General features: G+C 45.6%; 21 protein-coding genes. 11 read left to right on the forward strand and 10 right to left on the reverse strand.

Annotated features, from left to right (window positions below; translation table 11 throughout):
- The first annotated feature begins 323 nt into the window (after positions 1 to 323).
- Positions 324 to 770 carry a type II 3-dehydroquinate dehydratase gene (gene aroQ / locus BIZ37_RS11010; protein WP_187461545.1) on the forward strand — a complete coding sequence of 149 codons (447 nt, stop codon included), beginning with the start codon at positions 324 to 326 and terminating at the stop codon, positions 768 to 770.
- 128 nt (positions 771 to 898) lie between these two features.
- Here the strand turns inward: aroQ and BIZ37_RS11015 are convergent, their stop codons facing one another.
- From BIZ37_RS11015 to BIZ37_RS11060, 10 genes are all read right to left on the reverse strand, one after another.
- On the reverse strand, positions 899 to 2749 hold the full coding sequence (locus BIZ37_RS11015) for a bifunctional sugar phosphate isomerase/epimerase/4-hydroxyphenylpyruvate dioxygenase family protein (RefSeq protein ID WP_255526736.1): 1851 nt from the start codon (positions 2747 to 2749) through the stop codon (positions 899 to 901).
- 43 nt (positions 2750 to 2792) lie between these two features.
- The gene (locus tag BIZ37_RS11020; protein ID WP_187461546.1) at positions 2793 to 3848 is read right to left on the reverse strand and encodes a Gfo/Idh/MocA family protein; all 1056 of its coding nucleotides are present in this window, start codon (positions 3846 to 3848) and stop codon (positions 2793 to 2795) included.
- A gap of 73 nt (positions 3849 to 3921) precedes the next feature.
- Positions 3922 to 4863 carry an AEC family transporter gene (locus BIZ37_RS11025; RefSeq protein WP_187461547.1) on the reverse strand — a complete coding sequence of 314 codons (942 nt, stop codon included), beginning with the start codon at positions 4861 to 4863 and terminating at the stop codon, positions 3922 to 3924.
- A gap of 46 nt (positions 4864 to 4909) precedes the next feature.
- Positions 4910 to 6175, reverse strand: a complete 1266-nt coding sequence (locus BIZ37_RS11030; protein WP_187461548.1) for a TRAP transporter large permease — start codon at positions 6173 to 6175, stop codon at positions 4910 to 4912.
- A gap of 26 nt (positions 6176 to 6201) precedes the next feature.
- Positions 6202 to 6687, reverse strand: a complete 486-nt coding sequence (locus BIZ37_RS11035) for a TRAP transporter small permease (RefSeq protein WP_187461549.1) — start codon at positions 6685 to 6687, stop codon at positions 6202 to 6204.
- A 64-nt stretch (positions 6688 to 6751) separates the two neighbouring features.
- Positions 6752 to 7762, reverse strand: a complete 1011-nt coding sequence (locus BIZ37_RS11040; protein ID WP_187461550.1) for a DctP family TRAP transporter solute-binding subunit — start codon at positions 7760 to 7762, stop codon at positions 6752 to 6754.
- A 392-nt stretch (positions 7763 to 8154) separates the two neighbouring features.
- The gene (locus tag BIZ37_RS11045; RefSeq protein WP_222939642.1) at positions 8155 to 9162 is read right to left on the reverse strand and encodes an aldo/keto reductase; all 1008 of its coding nucleotides are present in this window, start codon (positions 9160 to 9162) and stop codon (positions 8155 to 8157) included.
- A complete protein-coding gene (locus tag BIZ37_RS11050) occupies positions 9150 to 10127 on the reverse strand; it encodes a Gfo/Idh/MocA family oxidoreductase (protein ID WP_187461566.1) in 978 nt (325 codons plus the stop codon). Before BIZ37_RS11050 ends, BIZ37_RS11045 begins: the two co-directional genes overlap by 13 nt.
- A 49-nt stretch (positions 10128 to 10176) precedes the next feature.
- Positions 10177 to 11058: an NAD(P)-dependent oxidoreductase gene (locus BIZ37_RS11055; protein WP_187461551.1), complete on the reverse strand. Its 882-nt coding sequence runs from the start codon at positions 11056 to 11058 to the stop codon at positions 10177 to 10179.
- Between the two features lie 140 nt (positions 11059 to 11198).
- Positions 11199 to 12422, reverse strand: coding sequence for a LysR family transcriptional regulator (locus BIZ37_RS11060; protein ID WP_187461552.1), 1224 nt, complete (start codon positions 12420 to 12422; stop codon positions 11199 to 11201).
- 169 nt (positions 12423 to 12591) lie between these two features.
- Between BIZ37_RS11060 and BIZ37_RS11065 the strand changes: the two genes are divergently transcribed.
- The 10 genes from BIZ37_RS11065 (at position 12592) to BIZ37_RS11110 (ending at position 21787) form a co-directional block, all read left to right on the forward strand.
- On the forward strand, positions 12592 to 13269 hold the full coding sequence (locus BIZ37_RS11065; RefSeq protein WP_187461553.1) for a 4-carboxy-4-hydroxy-2-oxoadipate aldolase/oxaloacetate decarboxylase: 678 nt from the start codon (positions 12592 to 12594) through the stop codon (positions 13267 to 13269).
- On the forward strand, positions 13262 to 14329 hold the full coding sequence (locus BIZ37_RS11070; protein ID WP_187461554.1) for a 4-oxalomesaconate tautomerase: 1068 nt from the start codon (positions 13262 to 13264) through the stop codon (positions 14327 to 14329). Before BIZ37_RS11065 ends, BIZ37_RS11070 begins: the two co-directional genes overlap by 8 nt.
- Before the next feature lie 20 nt (positions 14330 to 14349).
- Positions 14350 to 15225: an amidohydrolase family protein gene (locus BIZ37_RS11075; RefSeq protein ID WP_187461555.1), complete on the forward strand. Its 876-nt coding sequence runs from the start codon at positions 14350 to 14352 to the stop codon at positions 15223 to 15225.
- Between the two features lie 9 nt (positions 15226 to 15234).
- Positions 15235 to 15588, forward strand: a complete 354-nt coding sequence (locus BIZ37_RS11080; protein ID WP_187461556.1) for a protocatechuate 4,5-dioxygenase subunit alpha — start codon at positions 15235 to 15237, stop codon at positions 15586 to 15588.
- A 3-nt stretch (positions 15589 to 15591) separates the two neighbouring features.
- Positions 15592 to 16437, forward strand: a complete 846-nt coding sequence (locus BIZ37_RS11085; protein ID WP_187461557.1) for a class III extradiol dioxygenase family protein — start codon at positions 15592 to 15594, stop codon at positions 16435 to 16437.
- A 356-nt stretch (positions 16438 to 16793) separates the two neighbouring features.
- Positions 16794 to 17804: a DctP family TRAP transporter solute-binding subunit gene (locus BIZ37_RS11090; protein ID WP_187461558.1), complete on the forward strand. Its 1011-nt coding sequence runs from the start codon at positions 16794 to 16796 to the stop codon at positions 17802 to 17804.
- Between the two features lie 109 nt (positions 17805 to 17913).
- Positions 17914 to 19104, forward strand: a complete 1191-nt coding sequence (locus BIZ37_RS11095) for a Gfo/Idh/MocA family protein (RefSeq protein WP_187461559.1) — start codon at positions 17914 to 17916, stop codon at positions 19102 to 19104.
- Between the two features lie 92 nt (positions 19105 to 19196).
- Positions 19197 to 19874: a hypothetical protein gene (locus BIZ37_RS11100; RefSeq protein WP_187461560.1), complete on the forward strand. Its 678-nt coding sequence runs from the start codon at positions 19197 to 19199 to the stop codon at positions 19872 to 19874.
- Positions 19875 to 19886: 12 nt separating this feature from the next.
- A complete protein-coding gene (locus tag BIZ37_RS11105) occupies positions 19887 to 21089 on the forward strand; it encodes a Gfo/Idh/MocA family protein (protein ID WP_187461561.1) in 1203 nt (400 codons plus the stop codon).
- A 446-nt stretch (positions 21090 to 21535) separates the two neighbouring features.
- Positions 21536 to 21787 (forward strand): hypothetical protein, encoded by a 252-nt coding sequence (locus BIZ37_RS11110; protein ID WP_187461562.1) that lies wholly within the window; start codon positions 21536 to 21538, stop codon positions 21785 to 21787.
- Positions 21788 to 22592 lie beyond the last annotated feature (805 nt).

A 22592-nucleotide genomic window follows, 5' to 3' on the forward strand; every position in this document is an offset into this window, starting at 1 on the left:
ATGGATGTCCTTATCGTTTTCAAGTAGTGCGATTGCACCTGCGCCAATTGATTTAAAATAATAATAAATAATATTTACCACTTTCTGTAATTGATAATCGTTGGAAGCTATTACTTTTAGCTATAGCTGGGTATTGTCAGAATCAAGAACGCCTTATTAAGGCTCAATTTTCCAGGGAAGACGGTGTAGGTTCATATCAAATAATTATATTCGTTCTCAAAAAACAATACTGGTCATTGATAATTTGTGATCGTAACAGGCGTAATGTTTCACTGTATTTCCCATAATAAATCATTACTACGCCTTCAAAAAAAGAGGAAATTATGTCGACTATTATGGTATTGAATGGACCAAACCTTAATTTATTGGGTACCCGTGAACCAACCCAATATGGAAGTGAAACAATTAACGATTTGAAAGAGCGCTGTATTGCTGCGGCCAATAAGTTTGATCATACCATTGATTTTCGCCAATCGAACCATGAGGGCGTCTTGATTGACGCTATCCATGAAGCTGGAGAACGCTTTAAGCAAGGGGAGATCCTAGGAATTGCCTTCAACCCTGGCGCCTATACCCATACATCCATAGCCTTGTATGATGCAATCAAAAGTGTCGATGTCCCGGTGATCGAGGTCCACATTTCAAACGTTCACGCAAGAGAAACTTTCCGTCATCATTCTTATATCTCCCCTGTTGCTAAGGGCACTATTATTGGTATGGGATTAAAGGGGTATGAACTTGCTATCCAGTATATAGTTGAAACTTGCTAAGTGAATCAATAAAAAACATTTAGCCATCGTATCTGCGATAGCTTTTTTATATTTAGACTGTAGTCTTTTCAGTAAATTTAAAGGCCACCGTTAAGGTGGCCTAACATAAACAGCATTACACTCTATATTTACTCAGGTTTTCTAGTCGCAGCCTGAGCAGACAAGCGAATAAAGGCGTTATCCTCACCGTATTTTTTATACTCACCCACTCGTTGAAGCACCTCAAAGAAAATACCATTGACTTCTTTGGTGTAAAAATGGAAAAACTCTCCATCTTCACTGCGGTCATACATAATATTATTTTGCTGAAGGTTTTCTATTAATTGCTCATCAAGCCCATATTTAGCTTCAATGTCACGATAATAGTTATCTGGGATCGGCAGCTGGAATTCATTATCCAACGACTCTGCCGCTTTAAATATATCACGGCATTCTAATGCTATCTGATTGACCGAGGCACCGTTTGATTTTGTCAAAAACTGCTGGGTGGCGGTGTCTGATGCTGTGGTGGTATTGAGCACAATTTTGACATTATTGTTGCTGCTTGTGACCGTTTTACTGGTGATCAGGCCATTGATATCTGGCAAGTCAAAGCTTTGCTCAGGTTTGAAACCAAAAATGGAACGATAGAAAAACGCCATCGAAAGCATATCGGTGTTCGGCACCGTTTGACCGATATGGTCAATGCGCAATAGGTTACCATCGTCTTCGGACACTTGGCTAAGAACCGGTTCGAAGTCATAGTCATAGAAATTACGCTGTGCTTTCTCATCCAAGAAGTACACAAGGCTATCTCCTGCCCCAACAACTGCTGGAATGCTCAACTCATCATTGAGCCTTTGGTTATGGATAATGTCGCAGTGGTAACGACTTGCCAATGCCAAACTGCGCTGGCTATCTTCTGAAATCAATCCAATCGCACAGACAGACTCGCCATGACGCTTGAGGTACTCATGGGCACTACTGTTTTTCTCGCCATTGAGCACAATATTAATTTCGCCTTTGTTCATCAGAACGACATTCTTCGACTTGTGCACATGGGTTTTCCTAAACCCGAGTGAAGCAAGCAAGTTATAGAAAGAGTTGTCAGATTCATCGGTAATAGAAAATTCAATAAAGCCAATGTCTTTGATATCAGGCGCAGGGGTTGCAGGTTTTTCCTCAGTGCCCACCTGATCTTCAAGCCATTTTAAAGACCGGATGCCATCAACCGACTTCTCCAGTGGTGACGAAGCACGGAACTCATCATTAAAAATTTCATGGGACAAGTAATCATCAAAACCTTTATCTTTGAGCACTTGCAGGAACTCAATCACTGGTAAGTCGCCCTGCCCTGGGAAGCAACGAAAGTGGCGACTGTATTGCAGAATATCCATATGGATCTTCGGCGCATCAGCCACCTGTACCATTGCTATTTTATCTGTCGTGATTTCATTCTTAAGGACATCCAAGGTATTGCCCCGGGCGAACATGTGGAAGGTATCGAGGATAATCCCCATGTTAGGGTGATCAGCCCGTTTGACCAAATCCCACGCATCATAATAATCGGCAATATGCCGTCCCCAAGCCAAGGCTTCATAACCCAATTTAATCTCTTCACGCTGTGCAAGCTCAGCAAAAGTATGCAAGTCACTGGCGCACTGGCTTCTATCTGCAGACGCATAGGACTGTACATTACTGCACATCAAGATACGGCTTGTGCCCAGCTCATGGGCAACTTCGAACTTCTTCTGCAGCATATTGATCTTTTGTTGGCGTAACGGTTCGGGCATCCCTTCCATATCACGCATTGGCTGGAGGGCAACAATGCTTAGCCCGAAATCATCCGCCATACGCTTGACTTGAGCAGGGCTATAGCGGCACTGCGTCAGGTCATTTTCGAAGATCTCAACACCATCAAAGCCTGCCTTGGCAGCGGCTTCAAACTTCTGCGGCAAGGTTCCAGAGAGACTCACCGTTGCGATAGAATATTTCATCATTACTTCCTTTCAATGAATACGTGATAGTCTGCCCGACGCAGTGTTAGGCGACCTGTCGCACCTCTACATAGTTTTTGCTTTCACTGGCTTCGACAATCGCGTCGATCACCAACAAGTTCTGCAAGCCGTCTTTAATGCTGACCCTTGGCTCAGCCTCACCACGGATCAATGCGCAGAAATGCGTCAGTTGCAGTGCAAGCGGGTCTTCTCGTTCTAGCTCAACCGTATCGAGTGCCAATGGCTTCCACCATGATTTCTCTTCATTACCATCGTGGAACTTCATACGCATCGTAGGAATAGATAAAGAACCATTGGTTCCTGCTATGTGATAACAATCTTCATCGCCGTAACTTGCGTAAGACTTGTTCTCCAGTGACGTTTGCTCCCAACTCCGGCCACTACAAGCGGTGTCCGATAACACAAAGGTACCCAGGGCACCACTTGCGAAATGCATGGTCATAACGGTGGTATCTTCAACCTCAAACTGGCGGTTCACATTCGAGCTCATCGCTTGAACGCCGACGATTTCCCCAAGCAAGTAGCGCAGGTTTCCGATTTCATGGATCATATTGATCAAAATTGGCCCACCACCCTTTTGCGTGCGCCATGGCCCTTCATCGAAATAGAAATCAGGCTTGTAGAAAATCGCACTGCCAATCGCTGCAACTGGATTACCGAATCGCTCACTCTCAATCACCTGCTTGGCAGTTTCCAAAATCGGGCTATACGCTCGGTGATGGCCAACCAGAATCTTACTGCCGTGCTTTTCCGCTTCTTTGAAAAGAGCAAAGCCTTCTTCAATTGTTTGAGTTACCGGTTTTTCAACAATGGCCGGAACCCCTTCATTGACACATTGCATCGCCTGCTCAGCATGCAGTTTATTAGGCGTTGCCAAGATAATGCCATCAGGCTTAGCTTCATCGAATAACGCATTCAAGCTTGCAAATAGCGGAACATTATATTGTTGAGCGAGTTCTGCAGCTTGCGGAGAAGGGTCAACGATTGCAGTTAATTCACACTCATTGCTCTCATTGATTAATTTCAGGTGTGTTTTACCAATTAGCCCGGCTCCTGCCACAGCTATTTTTAATTTTGTCATCACTTGCCTCTTGATTCACATTTATTTCTATCGTGCACAGCCACTTTTAATACAGAAGCTTGACGAATTATTGTTAAACACTCATAGCGAGTTGATTTGCATAAAGAATGACGGAAAGTGTCACCCCTGATAATACGGTTGTTATCAGTAAGGTACTGGAACAAAACACGCCGTCGTCATATTGACCACCGATAACAGGATAAATACTGAGCATTGGCATCGCTGAGAAAAGTACTACCGCCATTTGAAGCTCTTTTTCCAACGGAAAAATCATAGTAAGCAACAGCGCAATTATTGGACAGAAGACTAACTTCGTGCTGCATACCAATATTGAACGACTGATATTTGCATGTAATGTTGCTCCTACTAATGAGCCACCAATAACAAATAAGGCTAATGCCATTGATGCTTTGGAGACCATAGCCAGCGTAACGTCAATCACTCCCGGAAGTACTAATCCTGAAATATTAAGAGCAAGGCCAATAGTTACCGCAATAATTAATGGGTTCTTGATTAATTTGCTAACTGATTTCAGGTAAATTTGTTTTTTACTTTGCCCTGATCGATTATTGGTCACCTCTATAATCATGAAGGCCAACGGGATCAGCAGGATATTCTCAATCAAAAAGCACATGACAAACGCTTGTGCCGTCGTATCCTCAAAAACTTGGATAACAACCGGGATACCAACAAACGCACTGTTTGATAGGGCACAACCCAAACTGTTCATCGCTGAACGCTGGTGATTGTTGTTTAACAGCGCTCGGCTAGCGACAAAACCAAAGGCCATTGCCGCCAACCCTGTTGAACCATACACCAAGAGATAGTTAAGGCTGATGGCCTGAGAAAGATCTATGGTGCTAACGTTAATCACAATCAGTGCCGGTAGCGCCAAATACATGACAAACTTGCTGCATTCTGTGACGAAATTCTTGGAAAAAGCGCCAATACTGATCGTAAAGTAGCCAACTGTGATCATCAGAATAATTGGCGCTAGAATTTCAAATACCGACATGTTGCTTATCCCTTACAGACCCCAAACAACTCAATACCCAAATAACCTAGTATCCAAATAGCCTTGGCAATATCGTCACTGAGCTAGGTACGAAAGTAATGAACATCAGTACAAACACCTCAATGATGAATAACGGCATAACCTGGCGAGAAATAGCAGCAATACCGACTTTCGAGATTGAGTTAGCTACAAACAGACACATCCCCATTGGCGGCGTGATCAAGCCAATCATCAAGTTGAAAATGACGATGATGCCAAAGTGGATTGGATCGATACCAAAGCTCATCGCAATAGGATGAAGGATAGGAATAAGGATCAGCATAGCCGCGATACCTTCAAGGAACAGGCCAATGCATAGCAAGATCAAGTTAACCAACAGCAGGAATACAATCGGATTGGTAATGTTATCCAGTACCTGCTGGCTGATCATTTGCGGCACTTGCGAGAAAGTCAGTAGCCAGTTTGCTACCGATACGACTGCAATCAAGATCAACACAATTGACGAATCGCGCATGGAGGTGATGAAGATTTCTGGTAAATCTTTAATCTTCAATGTCTTGAAGACAAACATACCAATAGTTAGGGCATAGAAAGCCGCGAAGGCAGCCGCTTCAGTCGGTGTCACAATCCCCATCAGGATAGAGCCCAGGATCAGTACCGGCATGGTCAACGGAATGATTGCATTTACAAACGCCTTGAAACGCCCCGTCACAACTGCTGTGTTTTTGATATTGTGCTTCGTCGCGTAGTAATACACATATGCCGACAAACAAATTGCAGAGAGAATGCCAGGAACAATACCTGCTAAGAAAAGCCCCGGAACTGATACACCACTAGCAATCAGAGCATAGATAATCACTGGAATACTCGGTGGGATCATCGGGCCAATGACCGATGAGGCTGCAGTCAATGCCGATGAGAAGGACTTGGAATAACCTTCCTTCTCCATTTCGGGGATAAATACCCGACCCAGTGCGGAAGTATCTGCTACTGCAGAACCTGAAAGCCCTGCAAACATAACCGATGACCAAATATTGACCTGCGCCAGACCACCTTTAAACGTACCAACCAGTGCGTTGGCAAAAGTGATAATTCGTTTGGTGATGCCACTTTTGTTCATTAGCTCACCCGCCAATACAAAAAGCGGAATCGCAAGGATTGAAAATGAGTCCAACCCACCAAAAATACGTTGCCCGATAAGGCTTAAAGAAATAGGGGTATCAGAAATAAATAACGTTATTGACAGAATAATACCGAACACGAGCGGTATACCCAGTATTAGCATACTGGATAGAAATGCTAAAGATAACATGTTACTTCCTTATATTTATTTATCTTTTATTTGCTGGTAAGCGTACTTAATTCATAGCGGCGCAATTGAATATAGCTAGCTAACTTCATGATTGCAGCAATGGTTAAGCCTGCTCCACCAATAACAATGGCTGATTGGAAGAAATACATACTTAAGCCAGTACCTGGCGAGGTAATTGAACCACGACGAATTACAAATAAATAGCCAGACCAAGTAATCAATACACCACTTGCCAATACTGCTATGTCCGTCAGGATATTTAACCTATCCAAACTTTTTTTCGATAAAAAACTGTCAAGCACCGAAAACTTTATATGAAGGCCCTCTAAATAGCAGAGGATCATGCCAAACATAACACCGTATATCATGGAGTATTTGGCCACTTCCTCACTCCATAGGATTGGGCTATCTAAAAAGTAACGGCTAATACTGGCAGCCAGCATGACACTAAAAAGAATAAATAACGACAAGGCCGCTAGCACTGACAGTAGTTTTTTATAGAAGACCATCATACACATCCTTGATATTGCTTTAGGTGGAAGAGCCGGCATGTTTATCCATGCCGGCTAAAACCACTTACTGAACCTGACTCGCTGCGTTAACAGAGTCCTGTACTTTCACTACCCACTTAGGATCAACCTGCTTCTTCAGCCATTCCACAATCTGTGGTTGCGCAGCTGAACGGAATTTTTCCAGCTCTTCCTGGGACAGTGAGGTGATTTCCATGCCATTCTTGGCCAGAATCTCCAAACCTTGTGCAGAGTTAACCTGCTGGATAGCTCGGCCAACGGTACCAGCCACTTTACCGGCACGGTCAATGATTTCTTTGTCTGCTGGGCTCAATGATGAGTAGAAGTCTTCATTGATTAGCAGGAAGTCAGTGCTGTAAACATGACCATCAAGGGTGATGTATTTCTGGAATTCGTAGAATTTGCTCAGGGTAATAACGCTAACTGGGTTTTCCTGACCATCGATAACACCGGTTGTCAGTGCTGTAGGTACTTCAGGGAAAGCGATTGGTGTCGCTTCAGCACCCAGTGATTTCATCATCTCGATGTATAGAGGCAGCGTCATGACACGAATTTTCAGACCTTTCAGATCTTCCGGTGAATGGATAGGACGCTTGGAGTTGGTGAAGTGGCGGAAACCTGTTTCACCATAAGAAAGAGTACGCAGACCTGTTTGCTGCAGGCAGTGCTCACTCAAGCTCTGGCCGAACTCACCATCTAGCACTTTCCAGGCAACCGGTGATGAAGGGAACAGGTATGGGATTTCCAATACCGAAGCTTCTTTACAGACCTTGGCAAAAGCACCCGATACCAAGCTCATTGTAACCATTCCTTCCTGGGTAGACTGCACCAACTCGGTTTCTGAACCCAACTGACCCGCAGGGTAGATGTTGACCTTCATCCTGCCGCCGGATTCTGCCTCAACCAAGTTTTTGAACACCTGAGTGGCAGCCCCCTTTTTGGATGTTGTCCACTCTTGAGCATCGACGTGACCAATGGTGATGTTGATTGTTTTTGCACTCACTGTGCCCGCAGTTGCTAGCGAAAGCGCTATGACTAATGACTTTATAATATTCACAACCGTTTACCTCCTGTTAACATACGTTTGATACTAACAGTGGAAATTTATCCCCAGAAATTGATATAGCGCATAGGGCATTCAAATTAGGTATAAGCTGTTTAAAACACGTAAACTTAATCTTTATTTTTCATTATGTTATACAAATAAACGTAAAAATTTACTTTGGATTAATTTTGGTGTTTTATTGATAAATTGATGCTGGCTCACATTTAATTTAGCGCCCTAACAATAGCGTTTATTCAATACTTACACCCAGTAAAACTCAGAATAATTTACACACATTTATGCAACAAATAAAAAAAGCCCGAGGCATAGCCTCGGGCAAGGACAGAACATGACTTATCGCCTATTACAAATCAGTTCACGTCTAGCAACACACCTCGATTGAACTAAAATTCTTCTGTATCAATTTCCAGCTGAACCACGCTGTTGTATCTAGGACCTTTTACCGTTTGCTGATTAATGATCTTATCCAACTGTTCAACGACCTCAGCGGATAACTCAAAATCTGCAGCATGCCAATTCTCAACCAAGTGAGCGCGATTTGTGGTTCCTGGCAAAACAATGCTGTCTGGTTGCTTGGCTAATACCCAAGCTAAAGACAATTGGGCCAACGAGATTTGCCGTGAGGGCTCTCCCTGCAAACTTACCTGCTCAGCAACCTCAAACAACTGGTCAATTAACTTCAAATTATCTGGGTAATATTCCGAAGAGAAACGCGGCATCGCCCGGCGGATATCATTACCTTCAAACAGTTCCGGGTCACGGATACACCCTGTCAACGCCCCCCGCCCTAGAGGGCTGAATGCGACAAAGGTAACGCCAATGTCATTACATGCATCAAGCAATGCAATCTCGGGATTGCGGCTCCATAGCGAATACTCTGACTGCACCGCCGCTATGGGGTAAACCTCATCAGCTTTGCGCAGCGTATCAGCCGACACTTCCGATAAACCGATTTCGCGAATTTTCCCTTCTTCGACCAGACGCGATAGTTCACCGACACTGTCCTCGATGGGCACGGACTTATCCCAGCGGTGGAGGTAATACAGATCGATCACATCGGTTTTTAGCCGGGACAAACTCTGCTCACAGTGCTGACGCAGTGATGCTGGGCGGCCATCAATTTGCTTCTTGCCATTATCACCGATGAACATGCCACCTTTTGACGCCAGCAAAAACTCAGAACGGCGATGACCTACCGCTTTGACCAACAACTCTTCATTGGCCCCAGCACCGTACAACATGGCTGTATCTAGCATGTTATAGCCGAGATCCAGCGCTTGGTTGAGCAGCTTTATCCCCTGCTTCTCCGTCGGAGGCTGGCCGTATGCATGGGAGAGGTTCATACACCCAAGCGCAACCGGCGCGGTATCCAACTGCCCTATCCTGCGCATGCATGCCCCCGTGACCAGTCACTTTCCAGTTCTTGTTCAATGCGGTCTAAGGTTTCCATTGCGCTCAAGCATTGGCGAACACTTGAATTCGGTTCGCGTTTTTCGCGGATGGCCGCAAAGAATTCACGGTCAATCAGCTCAATACCATTGTTCGATACTGCAACGTCGCTCAAATCAATTGGATTCTCACGGCCATCAAACAGATCATCGTAACGGGCGATGAAAGTGCCTTCGTCGCAGATGTAGCGGAAGAACGTACCGAATGGGCCATCATTGTTGAAAGACAAGGACAAAGTACAAATAGCGCCTGACGGCACTTTCATACCAATGCTCATATCCATCGCAATACCAAGCTCAGGATGGATAGGCCCTTGTAACGCGGTGACTTTCGAAGCGACTTCACCGGTCTGGTACTGGAACAGATCAACAGTGTGGCAGGCATGGTGCCAAAGCAGATGATCCGTCCAGCTACGTGGCTCACCCTTGGCATTGGTATTGGTACGGCGGAAGAAGTAAGTTTGGACATCCATTTGTTGGATATTCAGTTCGCCGGCTTGGATCTTGTTATGGATCCACTGATGACTTGGATTAAATCGGCGAGTATGACCAGCCATTGCCACCAAACCGGTTGTCTGCTGTACATCAACCAAGCGGCGGGAATCTTCCAAATTATCTGCCATCGGAATTTCCACCAGCACATGCTTGCCAGCCTCTAAACACTGAATAGCCTGGCTGGCGTGCATCTGGGTTGGTGTTGCTAAAATCACCGCATCCAGATCTTCAAGCGCCAGCGCCTGCTCTAACTCTTCGGTAACCAGAGGCTGATTGTATTCAGCGGCTACTGACTGGAGTTTATCTAGGTCACGGCCAACAAGTGCCGTCACTTCAACACCTTCGATATTCTTGATTGCTTCAAGATGCTTAGTACCAAATGCACCGTTTGCACCCACTACACATACTTTCATCATTACATCCCTTTTATGTTTAAGTCAGTCTGTAACGCTTTTGCACCTGTTAAGAGGCCAAGCGTTTAAGCACCGTGTTTGCTAACTCAGTAAATTCATCACTATCGGCTTTCAGTGCCAATACACCTATTTGTTCTTGCCATTTCACCGTTGCCTGCGCCATGGCATTATCCAGCTCAAGTTGCTCCACAGTCAGAGCCACTTCGCGCATTTCAGCGGCTCGGCGCTGTCCATGGACCATCATCCGCTCTAGGTTATATGCTGCAGCCTGACGCCAGTTGATACCCGGATGGCTTGCTTCCAGTGAGCTCAACACATAGTCCTCGACATTGGCTTTTTTGGCACTAAGGAAAGATTCCGCCATCAGCGCTTCCATCCCCTTCACCACAATGCTCCGGATCATCTTGACCGAAGAGGCGGCACCAATATCGCCATCAATCACATCGAGGTTCATCTCCAGCTGCTCCATGATCTTTTTGGCTTCCGCTACATGGGGGCCACTGATCAAAACGGGTGTCTGGTGTCGCTTCGGATGGATCGGCGACATGATGGCAACATCAACATATTTGCCTCCTGCTTGTTCTATCAATCGGGCATTCATGCGCTTAGAATCCGGCGAGCAAGAGTTACAGTCGAAATAAAATTGTCCCGGCTGAATATGAAGCGCGGCATGCTCAGCAGCAACCCGCGCCTGATCAGCAGTAACCAGAGAGAAAATGGCGGTCGCGCCACTCAGTGCTGCGCCAAGGTTGAAGCATCCCTGTACACCTGATTCGATATAATCAGTCAGTTTCGCCTTCCTTAAAGAAGGATTATCCGTTTTGATGTCATAAGCCGTTGCAATTGGAGCTTGGTTTTCACTCCAACCAGACATGATCGCCTGTCCTGCTTCACCAAAACCTAGAAAGGCAACTTGTGATAGCTTGGCCATTGCCACTCCTTTCAATCGATTAACATTCACAACGCGCAATTGTTAATGCGCCGTTAACCAAAAGCTATCACCTGCTGATTTTTAAAGGTAATTAATTAAAAGCGAGAGATATTCATTTTTTGAATAGGTACTAATAATTCCTAACTCAAAACCGATAGTGCCAGACCCTTATCACGCAATAAACTTATAAAGCTTTTCTGTAGTTCTGTCGCATGCCAATTCTGCCTGAAAGTCAGCCCTATCGGCCGGGAATGACTGAATGAAGGAAAGTCTAAAATAGTGAACTTGCCCTCATTAAGCTCTCGCTGTACTTGGTGTTTTGAAAGGATTGCTAACTTATTACTACCGAGTAATATTTCCCTTACCAGTATTTGCGAACTGGTTTCGATTAATTTTTGGGGATAGTTCTCGGTGTCGGAAAAAAACTCATTAAACATTCTTCGGGCAGGTGTATGTTCGCCAGGTACCACCCAACTTTGCTCGGCGAGAACATCCATTGTTAAATCATCCACTTTTGTTAATGGGTGATCGGTTCTGGCAATAATATTATTACTTGAATCAAAAAGGGTTTCTTGCCTTATATCTACAGCCGGTGGCGGGAAGCGTAGTGCGCCAATCAACACATCGATTTCACCATTACGAAGGTGATAAAGCAGGTCAGAATAATCTCCTTCCACGACCTTGATATTGAAATCATCATTGATATAAGAAAAATCATTGATCGTCTCTGGAAGCAGGCAGGTTCTGGCAAGCGGCATACTGCCAATCACGATTCTCCCTGCCCCTGCAGACTGTTCGGAGCTGATCTCCTCTAGGCCTTGCTGAATTTCCTTGAACGCCAACTTGGTTGCTTTTAGCAAACCAAGCCCTACTTTACTGATACTGATCCCCAACGATGTCTTCTCAAATAGCACGACATCTAAGCTGGCTTCCAATTCTTTTGATGCTCGGTAAAGCGAAGACTGTGACACGCCAATACTGCGCCCTGCCGCCGAATAACTTTTATTTTCGGCAACCGCTAATAAAGCTCTTAACTGAGTGATAGTGACGGTATTGATATAATTGGAAGATTTTGATTTTTTTGAATTTCCTGTTTTTATATTTAGAATTTTGGTCAATTCATCATCCAAGATACTAATTGCACGACTGACTCGTTTATTAAATATCATTCCGAGTGATGTTAAATGCATGCCATCAGAACGCCTTTCGAATAGCGTTGCTTTCACAGCATTTTCCAGCTTTGCTATTGCTTGGGTTAATGCAGGTTGGGATAAAAAAACTAATTCCGAAGCCTTACTAATACTGCCTGAATCAGCAATGTAAATAAATGCTCGCAAATGCCTTAAATTGGGGATATCTACCATCTTCACGTCTAATAATAATTGAATTAATAACGGCACTATACCAAAAACGAATACCTTTACATTATTTCGAAATGGTAAAAAAAGTGTTAAGACCAGATACTGTGATCACTGTAATCTTTAACAGCCAATTGGATACATTTTTTCAAGGATAGGAAAAGGGAACCCCACTATGAACAACAACGTCGTGGTGCAAAACATTGAACGAGTTAACCCTGAAATCATCGCCGGACTGGCTGAGTGCGGAGTCGCTACGGTCCATGAAGCGCAAGGACGTCGTGGGTTGCTGGCCGACTACATGCGTCCAATTTACGCTGATGTTGCCGTTGCCGGCTCGGCCTTGACAATCTCAGGCGCAGCGGGTGACAACTGGATGATGCATGTTGCTATAGAACAGGCCCGTGAAGGCGATATTCTTGTTTTCGCCCCTACCTCCCCATCGAATTTTGGCTTTTTTGGCGACTTATTAGCAACTTCAGCACAAGCCCGCGGCGTGGTCGGCTTAGTCATTGAAGGCGGTGTTCGTGATGTGCGTGACCTGAAGAAAATGAATTTCCCTGTATGGTCGAAACATGTCTTTAGCCAGGGCACCATCAAAGAGACTCTTGGCTCTGTCAATGTTCCTATGGTGTGTGCCGATGAGCTCATCAATCCGGGTGATGTCATTGTCGCTGACGATGACGGCGTTTGTGTCGTGCGCCGTGATGAAGCCGAACAAGTACTTTCCCTGGCTCGTGCACGAATGGCGAAGGAAGAAGAAAAGCGCATCCGTTTGGCAAACGGTGAATTGGGCCTAGATATCTACAACATGCGTGGTCGTTTAGCTGAAAAAGGTCTGAAGTATGTTTGATCAAACCTCTGTTCGCTGCATGTGGATGCGGGGAGGGACATCAAAAGGTGCCTACTTCCTGGCTAGTGATTTACCGAGCAACCCAAAGCTCCGTGATGACTTTTTACTTGGGGTGATGGGCTCACCAGATCCTCGTCAGATTGATGGTATGGGAGGCGCAGATCCCCTTACCTCCAAGGTTGCCATCGTCTCCCCCTCAAGTCGTGAAGGTGTAGACGTTGATTACTTGTTCCTACAAGTGTTTGTCGATAAGCCTGTGGTAAGTGACGGACAGAATTGCGGCAATATCCTTGCCGGCGTCGCCCCGTTTGCCATCGAACGTGGTTTAGTCAATGCCCAAGACGGGGAAACCTCTGTCACGGTATATATGGAAAATACCGGTCAAATTGCCGAGTGCCGAGTGCCTACGCCAAATTGCGCCGTAAGTTACCAAGGAAGCGCGGCTATTGATGGTGTCCCAGGAACGGCTGCACCAATTGCAGTGACTTTCAGGGATACAGCGGGCTCTAGCTGCGGTGCTTTATTACCGACCGGGCGCCAGTTCGATAACATCGATGGGGTTGCTGCCACGCTCATCGACAATGGAATGCCTGTTGTCGTCATTCGAGCAGAAGATGTTGGTATCAGCGGTGGTGAAACCCGTGATGAATTAGACAGCAACAGCGATCTCAAAGCACAGTTGGAGTCTATAAGGCTGCAAGCCGGTCCGATGATGAACCTTGGCGATGTAAGTAGCAAATCCGTCCCGAAGATGTCATTGGTTAGCCCTGCGCAAAATGGTGGGGCTATATCGACCCGAACATTTATCCCTCACCGCTGTCACGCCTCTATAGGGGTGCTGGGCGCCGTGAGTGTGGCATCCGCCTGCTTACTACCAGAATCTCCGGCCTTTGAGCTCGCCAGTGTTGAACCTGGTAACACGATGACATTGGACATCGAACACCCGACCGGCGCACTTACCGTCATAGTCAATCGCAGCGATGGTGACGAGAGCGCTGCAATATTACGAACCGCAAGAAAACTGTTCGATGGCAACGTATTCGTCGCAAACCAATTTTAAAAAAACGAAAAGGAATAAACATGGACGCTGATTACCTCCCTTTCCACCCAAACCCTAGTACCCCGGCGTTTAAGGTTCCGGCCGGTGCTGTAGATGCCCACTGCCATGTCTTTGGTCCTGCCGCCCAGTTCCCTTATTCTCCAAAGCGCAAATACACCCCGTGTGATGCCAGTAAGGATCAGCTGTTTGCCCTGCGCGATCACCTAGGCTTTAGCCGCAACGTGATTGTCCAAGCCTCGTGTCATGGCACCGACAATGCTGCTCTGATCGATGCCCTACACGCAGCCGGAGATCTTGCCCGTGGCGTTGCCGTTGTCGATGAATCCATCACTGAAGAAGAGCTTCTCGCCATGCACCAAGCTGGCGTGCGAGGCGTGCGCTTCAACTTTGTCAAACGCCTAGTTGATACCACTCCGAAGACGGTATTCAAAAACATTGCAGCAAAAATACGCCCATTTGGCTGGCATATCGTAGTGTATTTCGAAGCCCAAGATCTTGAAGATATCGCCCCTTTCCTCGAAGAGCTGGATACAACTATCGTTATTGACCACATGGGTCGCCCCGATGTCAGCAAGCCTGTAAACGGACCTGAATTCCAAGCCTTCGTTAACCTAATGGAGCGTAACCCGCACTTCTGGACTAAAGTCAGCTGCCCAGAAAGGCTGACCCAAACCCCGCCGGATTACAGCGATGTGGTACCGTTTGCCAAGTACTTGGTAGAGCGCTTCCCCGAACGAGTGCTATGGGGTACTGACTGGCCTCATCCGAACATGAAATCGCACACCCCGGATGACGGGCAATTGGTTGATGTGATCCCGCAAATTGCGCCAACCCCTGCCCTACAGCAGGCACTATTGGTCACAAACCCCGATAAACTTTACTGGCAGCAAGCCTAGGGAGAGCACATGTCTTATCTCGATAACCCAAATGCCATTGAAGGCACAACCCTATTCGACGGCACCATGGCCCGAAAAGGCTATGGCCTAAACAAAATGTGTTTCTCGCTTAACAATGCCGAGGGCAGAGCTGCCTTTTCCGCTGATGAGATGGCCTACTGCGATAAATTCAACCTCACCGAGGCACAAAAACAAGCCATTGCCGATCGCGACGTACTCAAGCTAATCGAAGAAGGCGGTAGCATCTATTATCTCGCCAAGTTTGTTGGCATGTTGGGGCTAAACATGCAGGACATCGGAGCCATCCAAACCGGCGTCACACTAGAAGAATTCAACCAAAAACTGCATAATCCAGGGAGCTAAGCCATGGCCAAGATCATCGGTGGTATCACCACATCACATATTCCGCTAATCGGCAAAGCTATCGCTGAGGGTTCGCAGCAGACCCCTTACTGGAAGCCTTTCTTTGACGCCTACCCACCTATCCATGCTTGGCTTGATGAAGAGCAACCGGATGTCGCCATTGTGTTCTACAACGACCATGGCCTTGAGTTTTTCCTCGATAAGAAACCAACCTTCGCGATTGGCGCTGCCGAGGAATACCATAATGCCGACGAAGGCTGGGGCATCAACACTATCCCGCCTATTAAGGGTGCACCTGAGTTGTCATGGCATATCTGTAATCAACTGGTTGAAAACGAATTCGATATTACTATCTGCCAGGAAATGAAAGTCGACCACGGCCTTACCGTACCGATGCAGCTAATGTGGCCAAACAACAGCTATGGCCATATGAAAGTGATCCCGGTCTGCATCAACGTCGAGCAGCACCCGATGCCATCCCCAAAGCGGTGCTTTGATATGGGCAAGGCACTCGGTGATGCGATCCGCTCTTTCGATAAAGATCTGAAGGTGGTAATTCTGGGTACTGGTGGTTTATCCCACCAACTTGATGGCGAGCGTGCTGGCTTTATTAATACCGAGTTCGACCGCTACTGCATGGACAAGATCATCAGCGAGCCTGAAGCTTTGACAAAACTCAGCATCCGCGATCTAATAATTGAAGCCGGATCACAAGGCCCTGAACTGATCCTCTGGTTAGGTATGCGAGGTGCACTATCCAACAACCTTGAGGTGTTACATAGCAATTACCACTACCCGATCTCAAATACCGGTGCGGGTACAATGCTCATCCAAGAGCAGCAACTCTAGTTTAAGCCTTCACCTTCCTCGTTATAAAAGCTACTGTTGCCAGTAGCTTTTTTATTTATTAAACACCCTAAAAATTTTCTTTGAAAAATACGGTTTGATACTAGTCATCATGTGAAAATTTATTTTTAGTTACTATAAAAATCAAACCATCATCACAATTTTACCGGCATTATTATTTATTTAAAGTAGCATATAAAAGTCAACAATATATTATTCTAATACCCTTTGCAATTATTTTATTTCTCATCATACAAAAGCACGTCTAACCTATCCCCTGTAAATAAAATGTTAATAATAAATTTGATCTTAAGTTGTGATCAGTCTTTTACCAATAACGTAAATAACAGGAACAACCTATGAAGTTTGCTAAATCAATTGTCCTACTTTCTTCCCTACTTATCACCCCACACGTTGCTGCATCAAATATCAAAATAAATATCGGTCATGTCGATTCACAAGAATGGACTGTATCTAAAAAAGGTGCTGCGACCCAGGTGTTCAAAAACCTAGTCGAGGCCGAATCAGGGGGCCGCATCCAGGTTGATATTTTTCCTGCCGGGCAACTCGGTGGTGAAACCGAATTATTACAATCCGTACAAGAAGGTATGTTGAGCATGACCATTGTATCGGGTGCATTTTCAAAAGTTTGCCCAGAAGCTGCGATTATAGAGATCCCTTACTTATTCCCTTCATCACCAGTGGCTTGGGAAGTACTTGATGGTGAATTCGGTCAAAACCTGAGTGAGCACTGCCGAGTTGAAACAGGATTAAAAACATTAGCTTATGGAGAGACGGGATTCCGCCACTTTACCAATTCGAAAAAAGAGATTGCAAAGCCTGAAGATCTCAAAGGCATGAAAATGCGCGTTATGCCTAACCAAACTTTCATCGAATTTATGAAAGTATTGGATGCCATGGCAACTCCGATTGCGGCGCCTGAACTGCCAGCAGCCCTGACCACTGGCGTGATTGACGGCCAGGAAAACCCTGTCAGTGTGATTGTTGAGAAAAAACTCTACGAACTGCAAAAATATATTACCTTGGACGGCCATGTTTACAGTGCAGACTTCTTAGTAATTAATGACAATTTCTACAGTTCATTAAACCAAGCCGACCGCGAGATCATTGACCGCTCAGCAAAAATAGCCGGTACGGTAGGACGCGCGATTCAGCAAATTAACTCTGCTCAAGGACTAGAAACTATTATTAAAGAAGGCATGAATGTACGTGCGCTTAATTCTGAAGAGTTGAATGCATTTAGAAATGCCTCTCAACCCAAGATGCTAACTTGGCTTTCAACCAAGATTGATCCTAAATGGATTAACCAAGCACAAGAGTCAGTAAAAAATGCCAGCACTAATATTTAATTAGTCCAATTCAAACCAGTTTAACTAAAAACACAATTACTTATGATCGGATTGAATAGAACTCTTATCAATCCGATAACTTATCACATCCAATAAATAAGAGAAAAAAATGGAACCACTACGCATAGGGTTAATTGGTTGCGGTGTTATCAGCGACATCTACCTTAAAACCTGCCAGAAGTTTGATATTGTCGATATTGTTGCTTGTGCCAGTTTAGATTTAAGTGAATCAAAGGCCAAGGCGGAAAAATACAATATTGCGAAGTTCTGTACGCCAGATGAAGTCATTAATGATCCCAGCATTGATGCAGTCCTCAACCTAACCATCCCAGCTGTCCACGGGGATATCTCTCTGGCGGCGGTGAAAGCGGGTAAGCATGTTTATTCTGAAAAGCCCTTTGTTACCGACTTAGAGCAAGGCAAGGAAATCCTCGCGGTTGCCAAGCAAAACAATGTCCTGGTCGGTAACGCCCCTGATACATTCTTGGGTAGCCGGATCCAAACCTGTAAAAAGCTACTGGATGACGGCATTATCGGTGAACCTATTGGTGCAACGGCGTTTGTTGGCACTCATGGTGTAGAACGCCATCACCCAAACCCTGATTTCTATTATAAGCCGGGCGGTGGGCCGCTATTTGATCTTGGTCCATATTATCTGACTGCTTTGATCTCGCTGTTAGGCCCTATCAAACAATGTGCGGGTATGGCTAAGAAATCATTTAACCATCGTTTGATTGAGTCCCAACCTCGTGCTGGTGAACTCATCGATGTCGAAGTCGATACCCATATTTCCAGCCTACTAGAGTTCAAAAGCGGTGTCTCAGCGATGATGCTAACCAGTTTTGATATTTGGGACTCCGAGTTACCAAGGCTGGAGATCTATGGCACCAAAGGTACGATTTGCATTGCCGATCCTGATCCTACCGATGGAACCAATATTTTCGGGGGCGACGTCCTATACCGCACCCGTGACAACGCCCGCTGGAATTACCGCCCCCGTCAGCAAGGCCTGGACAATTGGACCGTCGCGAAAAACCAACATAACTTCTCGAAGGATTCACGTGGCCTAGGCTTGATCGATCTCGCGTATGCAGCTAGGGATCAGCGTCCTGTTCGCGCCAGTGGAGAAATGGCACTGCATGTTTGCGAAGTGATGGAGGGAATCATGCTTTCAGCAAAAACCGGTCACCACCAGCAGTTAACTACAGAGTGTGCTATCCCTGCGGCACTGCCCGTTAACTTCCCAGACAGTGAAACCGTAGTTCACTCTGCGGAGCAACAAACTGATGCCGTGCTTTAACGGCTTAATACTTTGATTAGTTTATCTATTTCTAGGATTATGCCCAAAAAAAACAAACCGGACTCGTTGGGCAATTACATGGAGCTACTTTAATGAGCATTCAATCACTGGAATTCTGCGCCCCTTTTTTCAAAGCGACCTTAATTGAAAATGAAGCCCTGTATAGGGTGAGCAACAACAGTATCTTACTGAACCTGTCTGATACGCCCATAAAGGCCAATACGCAGAGTATCGCCTTTTACGAGTCAAAGATTATCAACAACATCGAGCTACAAAATATCGAACGAATCGTGCTAATCGAAGGCTTCGATGCGCACCCTAATGAAGCCAAGCTGTTTGAAAATATCAAGCAAACATGGGCGCTAGCTTACGATGTCCGCGGGGAAGAACGCCTTAAAGGGGTACCTTTCTGGATGTCACCGAAAGACACGCTCGGCAACATCAAATTCAGCATGTACTTTGCTGGTCGAGTACCACTGCAAGTTGGTTTGCACCAGACTCATGTCGGTTTCAATAACCTCAAGGAAATCCACACCCAAATCGTCGGTTATGGCAAAATGCAACAGTGCTTTGAAAAAGATATCAAGACCTTGTATTTGGAAGACACACTTGCCCCAGGTGCTAGCCACAAACCGATGTACGATGAAAGTGGCAGCTACCCGTGGCACCAATACGAGACCATCACCCAGGGGGTATTTATGGCTATAGAGATGGAGATGTCACCGTCTCAGCTAACCGAGGCTCAACAAGCATTACTGGCAACCCAATAAGGAAGTGACAGCATGAAGGAAAAATTACTTCCAGGCGACTTAACTTTTGCCGGTCCTTACCCGCGTTTGTCTCGTCGCCTCCGACTGGGGATTGTTGGCGGCGGGCGTATTTCAGTAACCCAATCTGCTGCTGCACGACTTAGCAACTACTGGGAGGTCACGGCTGGTGCACTCTCTTCCGATCCAGCCAAGGCTAAAGCCAAAGGGGCACAGTGGTATTTACCGGAAGATCGCTGCTATACCTCCTTTGAGGAAATGGCCAAAGCAGAAGCTTCGCGGGAAGATGGGGTTGATGCAGTGATGATCACCACTCCGAACCACCTCCATTATGAAGCAGCAAAAGCCTTCTTGGAACAAGGTATCGATGTACTGTGTGATAAGCCTTTAACCAATGAACTAGATGAAGCCATTGATTTGATCCACCTTGCCAAAGAAACAGGGCTGGTTTTCGGTGTCTCGTTCGTCAACACCTCCTTCCCAATGGTACGCCAGGCAAAAGCCATGATTGCCCGTGGTGATATCGGCAATATCAACCAGATCCATGTTGAATTCATGCAAGACTGGATGATGAACGAAAGTATCAACGAGGCCGAGCATGTTAAATGGCGGCTTGATCCGAAAAAGTCAGGTTCCACCAGTTGTACCGGTGATATCGGCACCCATGCCCAGAACTTGGCGACCTTTGTTACCGGCTTGCCAATGACCGATATCTTGGCCCAAATGCATGTTTGTGGTGCCCCAAAAGCCCTGGAAGATACAGTGATGATGATGACCAAATACAATCACTCAATTCCGGGTACCTTAATGGCAACTCGGCTGGCATCAGGTAACCGTGGGGGGCTTAGACTTCGTGTATACGGAGACGAAGGCGGCATTGAATGGGATATGGAATTTCCGGAACAGCTTAAGTTCAGTGTCCACGGTGAAGCCGATCGTGTACTAACACGTGGTCAGGGCGGGGAACTCTTCCCATCCGTCGAGCGAACTACGCGTCTAGCCCGCGGTTTTACCGAAGGCGTTATCGAGGCTTGGGCAAACCTATATACCGAGTTTGCGCTCGCTGTTGCAGCCCGTAGAGACGGCATTGAAGCACCTTCTGATTGGCTGTTGTTCCCACTGGTTGAAGCTGGAGCTGCTGGGGTGAAATTCTCAGATGCTACGGTCGAGTCACACACTAAAGGTGGAAGTTGGGTTAGTTGTAAGTTGAACTTGTAATTAGTCTTGTATGAAAAACAAAAAAGCCCGCAAGCTAATGCTTGCGGGCTTTCCTATAGATGGTGCCCCGGGCCGGACTTGAACCGGCACAGCGCGAACGCCGAGGGATTTTAAATCCCTTGTTGTATCTTTAATAATCAGTAGCTTAAGCCGAATTTTCCGAATAAAACCCCTTTTTTCACCTCAATAAACTCAATTACTTATGGGATAGGACAAAAAAATATTCGGAAAGATTTTAGGACATTCAGGCTGAAATTCGCTTTGAACTTTCCTTTATAAAGGAGACTACACAATCAATGTAAATAGTACAGCGCACTATATAATCACCCTAAATTAACTAATGAGTCCCTACTCATACTCCATTCAGATTTTCCCCGACATGCCAACCTTCGAACATACCGAGCAAGAGATATAGTGAAGTAAACGTTACTACTGAGGTAAAACACATGGAAAACAACCAGCACCAAACGCAAGAAGAGCTTAAGCTCGTTTCTGGAGAAACCGTTGCTCGCATGCTTGATATAACTAAAGAGGAGTTTGATGAACTAGTTAGCTCTAGGGTGTTCTTTTGCCCTACCTACCAAGTTGGGAGTCTTAAGCGATATAACCTAAATGACATAATTGTCTTCATTAACGGTTGCAGGCTGCGAGAAGAGCATCGTTATGTAGCGCCTGCTGGTATTGGTCTATGGGATTAGCATTAATCAATATAAAACTGACAAAATGATGGAAGAGTGCTGCTTCGAACCATTCTTGTACATCTAGATGGATTTCGTATTTGCAACTAAAACGTATTCGCAAAAGATTCACCTTACCTGGCAGCATCAACAGGTTGATAAGGTGTGTTACATGCATTGCTGTAACACACCTCTGGACATAAATGTTTTAGAGCATTAAATCTAACAGTCCCACGCAAAGAGAGTCCCTTTCGATACATCAAATGAGATACCACTCCGCGCTCATAATTTTTGCATAACCAACGTCATCAGATCTGTGTTCAATAAATCATACTGTTCAAAAAAAATGAACACTCGATATTTTTGAACAGTCCTAAATACAACACAGCTATATCCATACAGATATAAAGGGAAGTAGAGATAAAACTGGAATCGTCCTATAACCTTAATATTAGGCTAGTAGATGCTTTCACTGTAATGCCCTTCAGTTGCACATGTCATTGGACAAAATGTTTTCAGTGCTTCACCTAAACTAGCAGTACACGGATTACCGAGGGTATTGCAAACCTCTAATCTGGTGGCCAAATTTACTCATCCACTACAGTTAATCTGCTATGAGTATGGCTATGCTCAATAGCCACGATTAGGCCACGTAATCTCACTGGCGAGATGCTACATAGGAATGACTGTTAGAATGGGTCATACTCCATCCCGTCGAGCAGCGAGGTTCCGATACCCCACCATCGGAATGACTGTTAGAATGATATCTTCGATCAGGATCCTGACTTGGCCGTTCCGATACCCCACCATCGGAATGACTGTTAGA

Source organism: Photobacterium sp. BZF1, assembly GCF_014349205.1.
In the GTDB taxonomy this organism is placed as follows: Bacteria; Pseudomonadota; Gammaproteobacteria; order Enterobacterales; family Vibrionaceae; genus Photobacterium.

Bases quoted from the DNA above. Each gene is read 5' to 3' on its own strand.
- aroQ (WP_187461545.1), top strand. From the start codon at position 324: ATGTCGACTATTATGGTATTGAATGGACCAAACCTTAATTTATTGGGT.
- BIZ37_RS11015 (WP_255526736.1), bottom strand. From the start codon at position 2,749: ATGATGAAATATTCTATCGCAACGGTGAGTCTCTCTGGAACCTTGCCG.
- BIZ37_RS11020 (WP_187461546.1), bottom strand. From the start codon at position 3,848: ATGACAAAATTAAAAATAGCTGTGGCAGGAGCCGGGCTAATTGGTAAA.
- BIZ37_RS11025 (WP_187461547.1), bottom strand. From the start codon at position 4,863: ATGTCGGTATTTGAAATTCTAGCGCCAATTATTCTGATGATCACAGTT.
- BIZ37_RS11030 (WP_187461548.1), bottom strand. From the start codon at position 6,175: ATGTTATCTTTAGCATTTCTATCCAGTATGCTAATACTGGGTATACCG.
- BIZ37_RS11035 (WP_187461549.1), bottom strand. From the start codon at position 6,687: ATGATGGTCTTCTATAAAAAACTACTGTCAGTGCTAGCGGCCTTGTCG.
- BIZ37_RS11045 (WP_222939642.1), bottom strand. From the start codon at position 9,162: ATGCGCAGGATAGGGCAGTTGGATACCGCGCCGGTTGCGCTTGGGTGT.
- BIZ37_RS11050 (WP_187461566.1), bottom strand. From the start codon at position 10,127: ATGAAAGTATGTGTAGTGGGTGCAAACGGTGCATTTGGTACTAAGCAT.
- BIZ37_RS11055 (WP_187461551.1), bottom strand. From the start codon at position 11,058: ATGGCCAAGCTATCACAAGTTGCCTTTCTAGGTTTTGGTGAAGCAGGA.
- BIZ37_RS11060 (WP_187461552.1), bottom strand. From the start codon at position 12,422: ATGGTAGATATCCCCAATTTAAGGCATTTGCGAGCATTTATTTACATT.
- BIZ37_RS11065 (WP_187461553.1), top strand. From the start codon at position 12,592: ATGAACAACAACGTCGTGGTGCAAAACATTGAACGAGTTAACCCTGAA.
- BIZ37_RS11070 (WP_187461554.1), top strand. From the start codon at position 13,262: ATGTTTGATCAAACCTCTGTTCGCTGCATGTGGATGCGGGGAGGGACA.
- BIZ37_RS11075 (WP_187461555.1), top strand. From the start codon at position 14,350: ATGGACGCTGATTACCTCCCTTTCCACCCAAACCCTAGTACCCCGGCG.
- BIZ37_RS11080 (WP_187461556.1), top strand. From the start codon at position 15,235: ATGTCTTATCTCGATAACCCAAATGCCATTGAAGGCACAACCCTATTC.
- BIZ37_RS11085 (WP_187461557.1), top strand. From the start codon at position 15,592: ATGGCCAAGATCATCGGTGGTATCACCACATCACATATTCCGCTAATC.
- BIZ37_RS11090 (WP_187461558.1), top strand. From the start codon at position 16,794: ATGAAGTTTGCTAAATCAATTGTCCTACTTTCTTCCCTACTTATCACC.
- BIZ37_RS11095 (WP_187461559.1), top strand. From the start codon at position 17,914: ATGGAACCACTACGCATAGGGTTAATTGGTTGCGGTGTTATCAGCGAC.
- BIZ37_RS11100 (WP_187461560.1), top strand. From the start codon at position 19,197: ATGAGCATTCAATCACTGGAATTCTGCGCCCCTTTTTTCAAAGCGACC.
- BIZ37_RS11105 (WP_187461561.1), top strand. From the start codon at position 19,887: ATGAAGGAAAAATTACTTCCAGGCGACTTAACTTTTGCCGGTCCTTAC.
- BIZ37_RS11110 (WP_187461562.1), top strand. From the start codon at position 21,536: ATGGAAAACAACCAGCACCAAACGCAAGAAGAGCTTAAGCTCGTTTCT.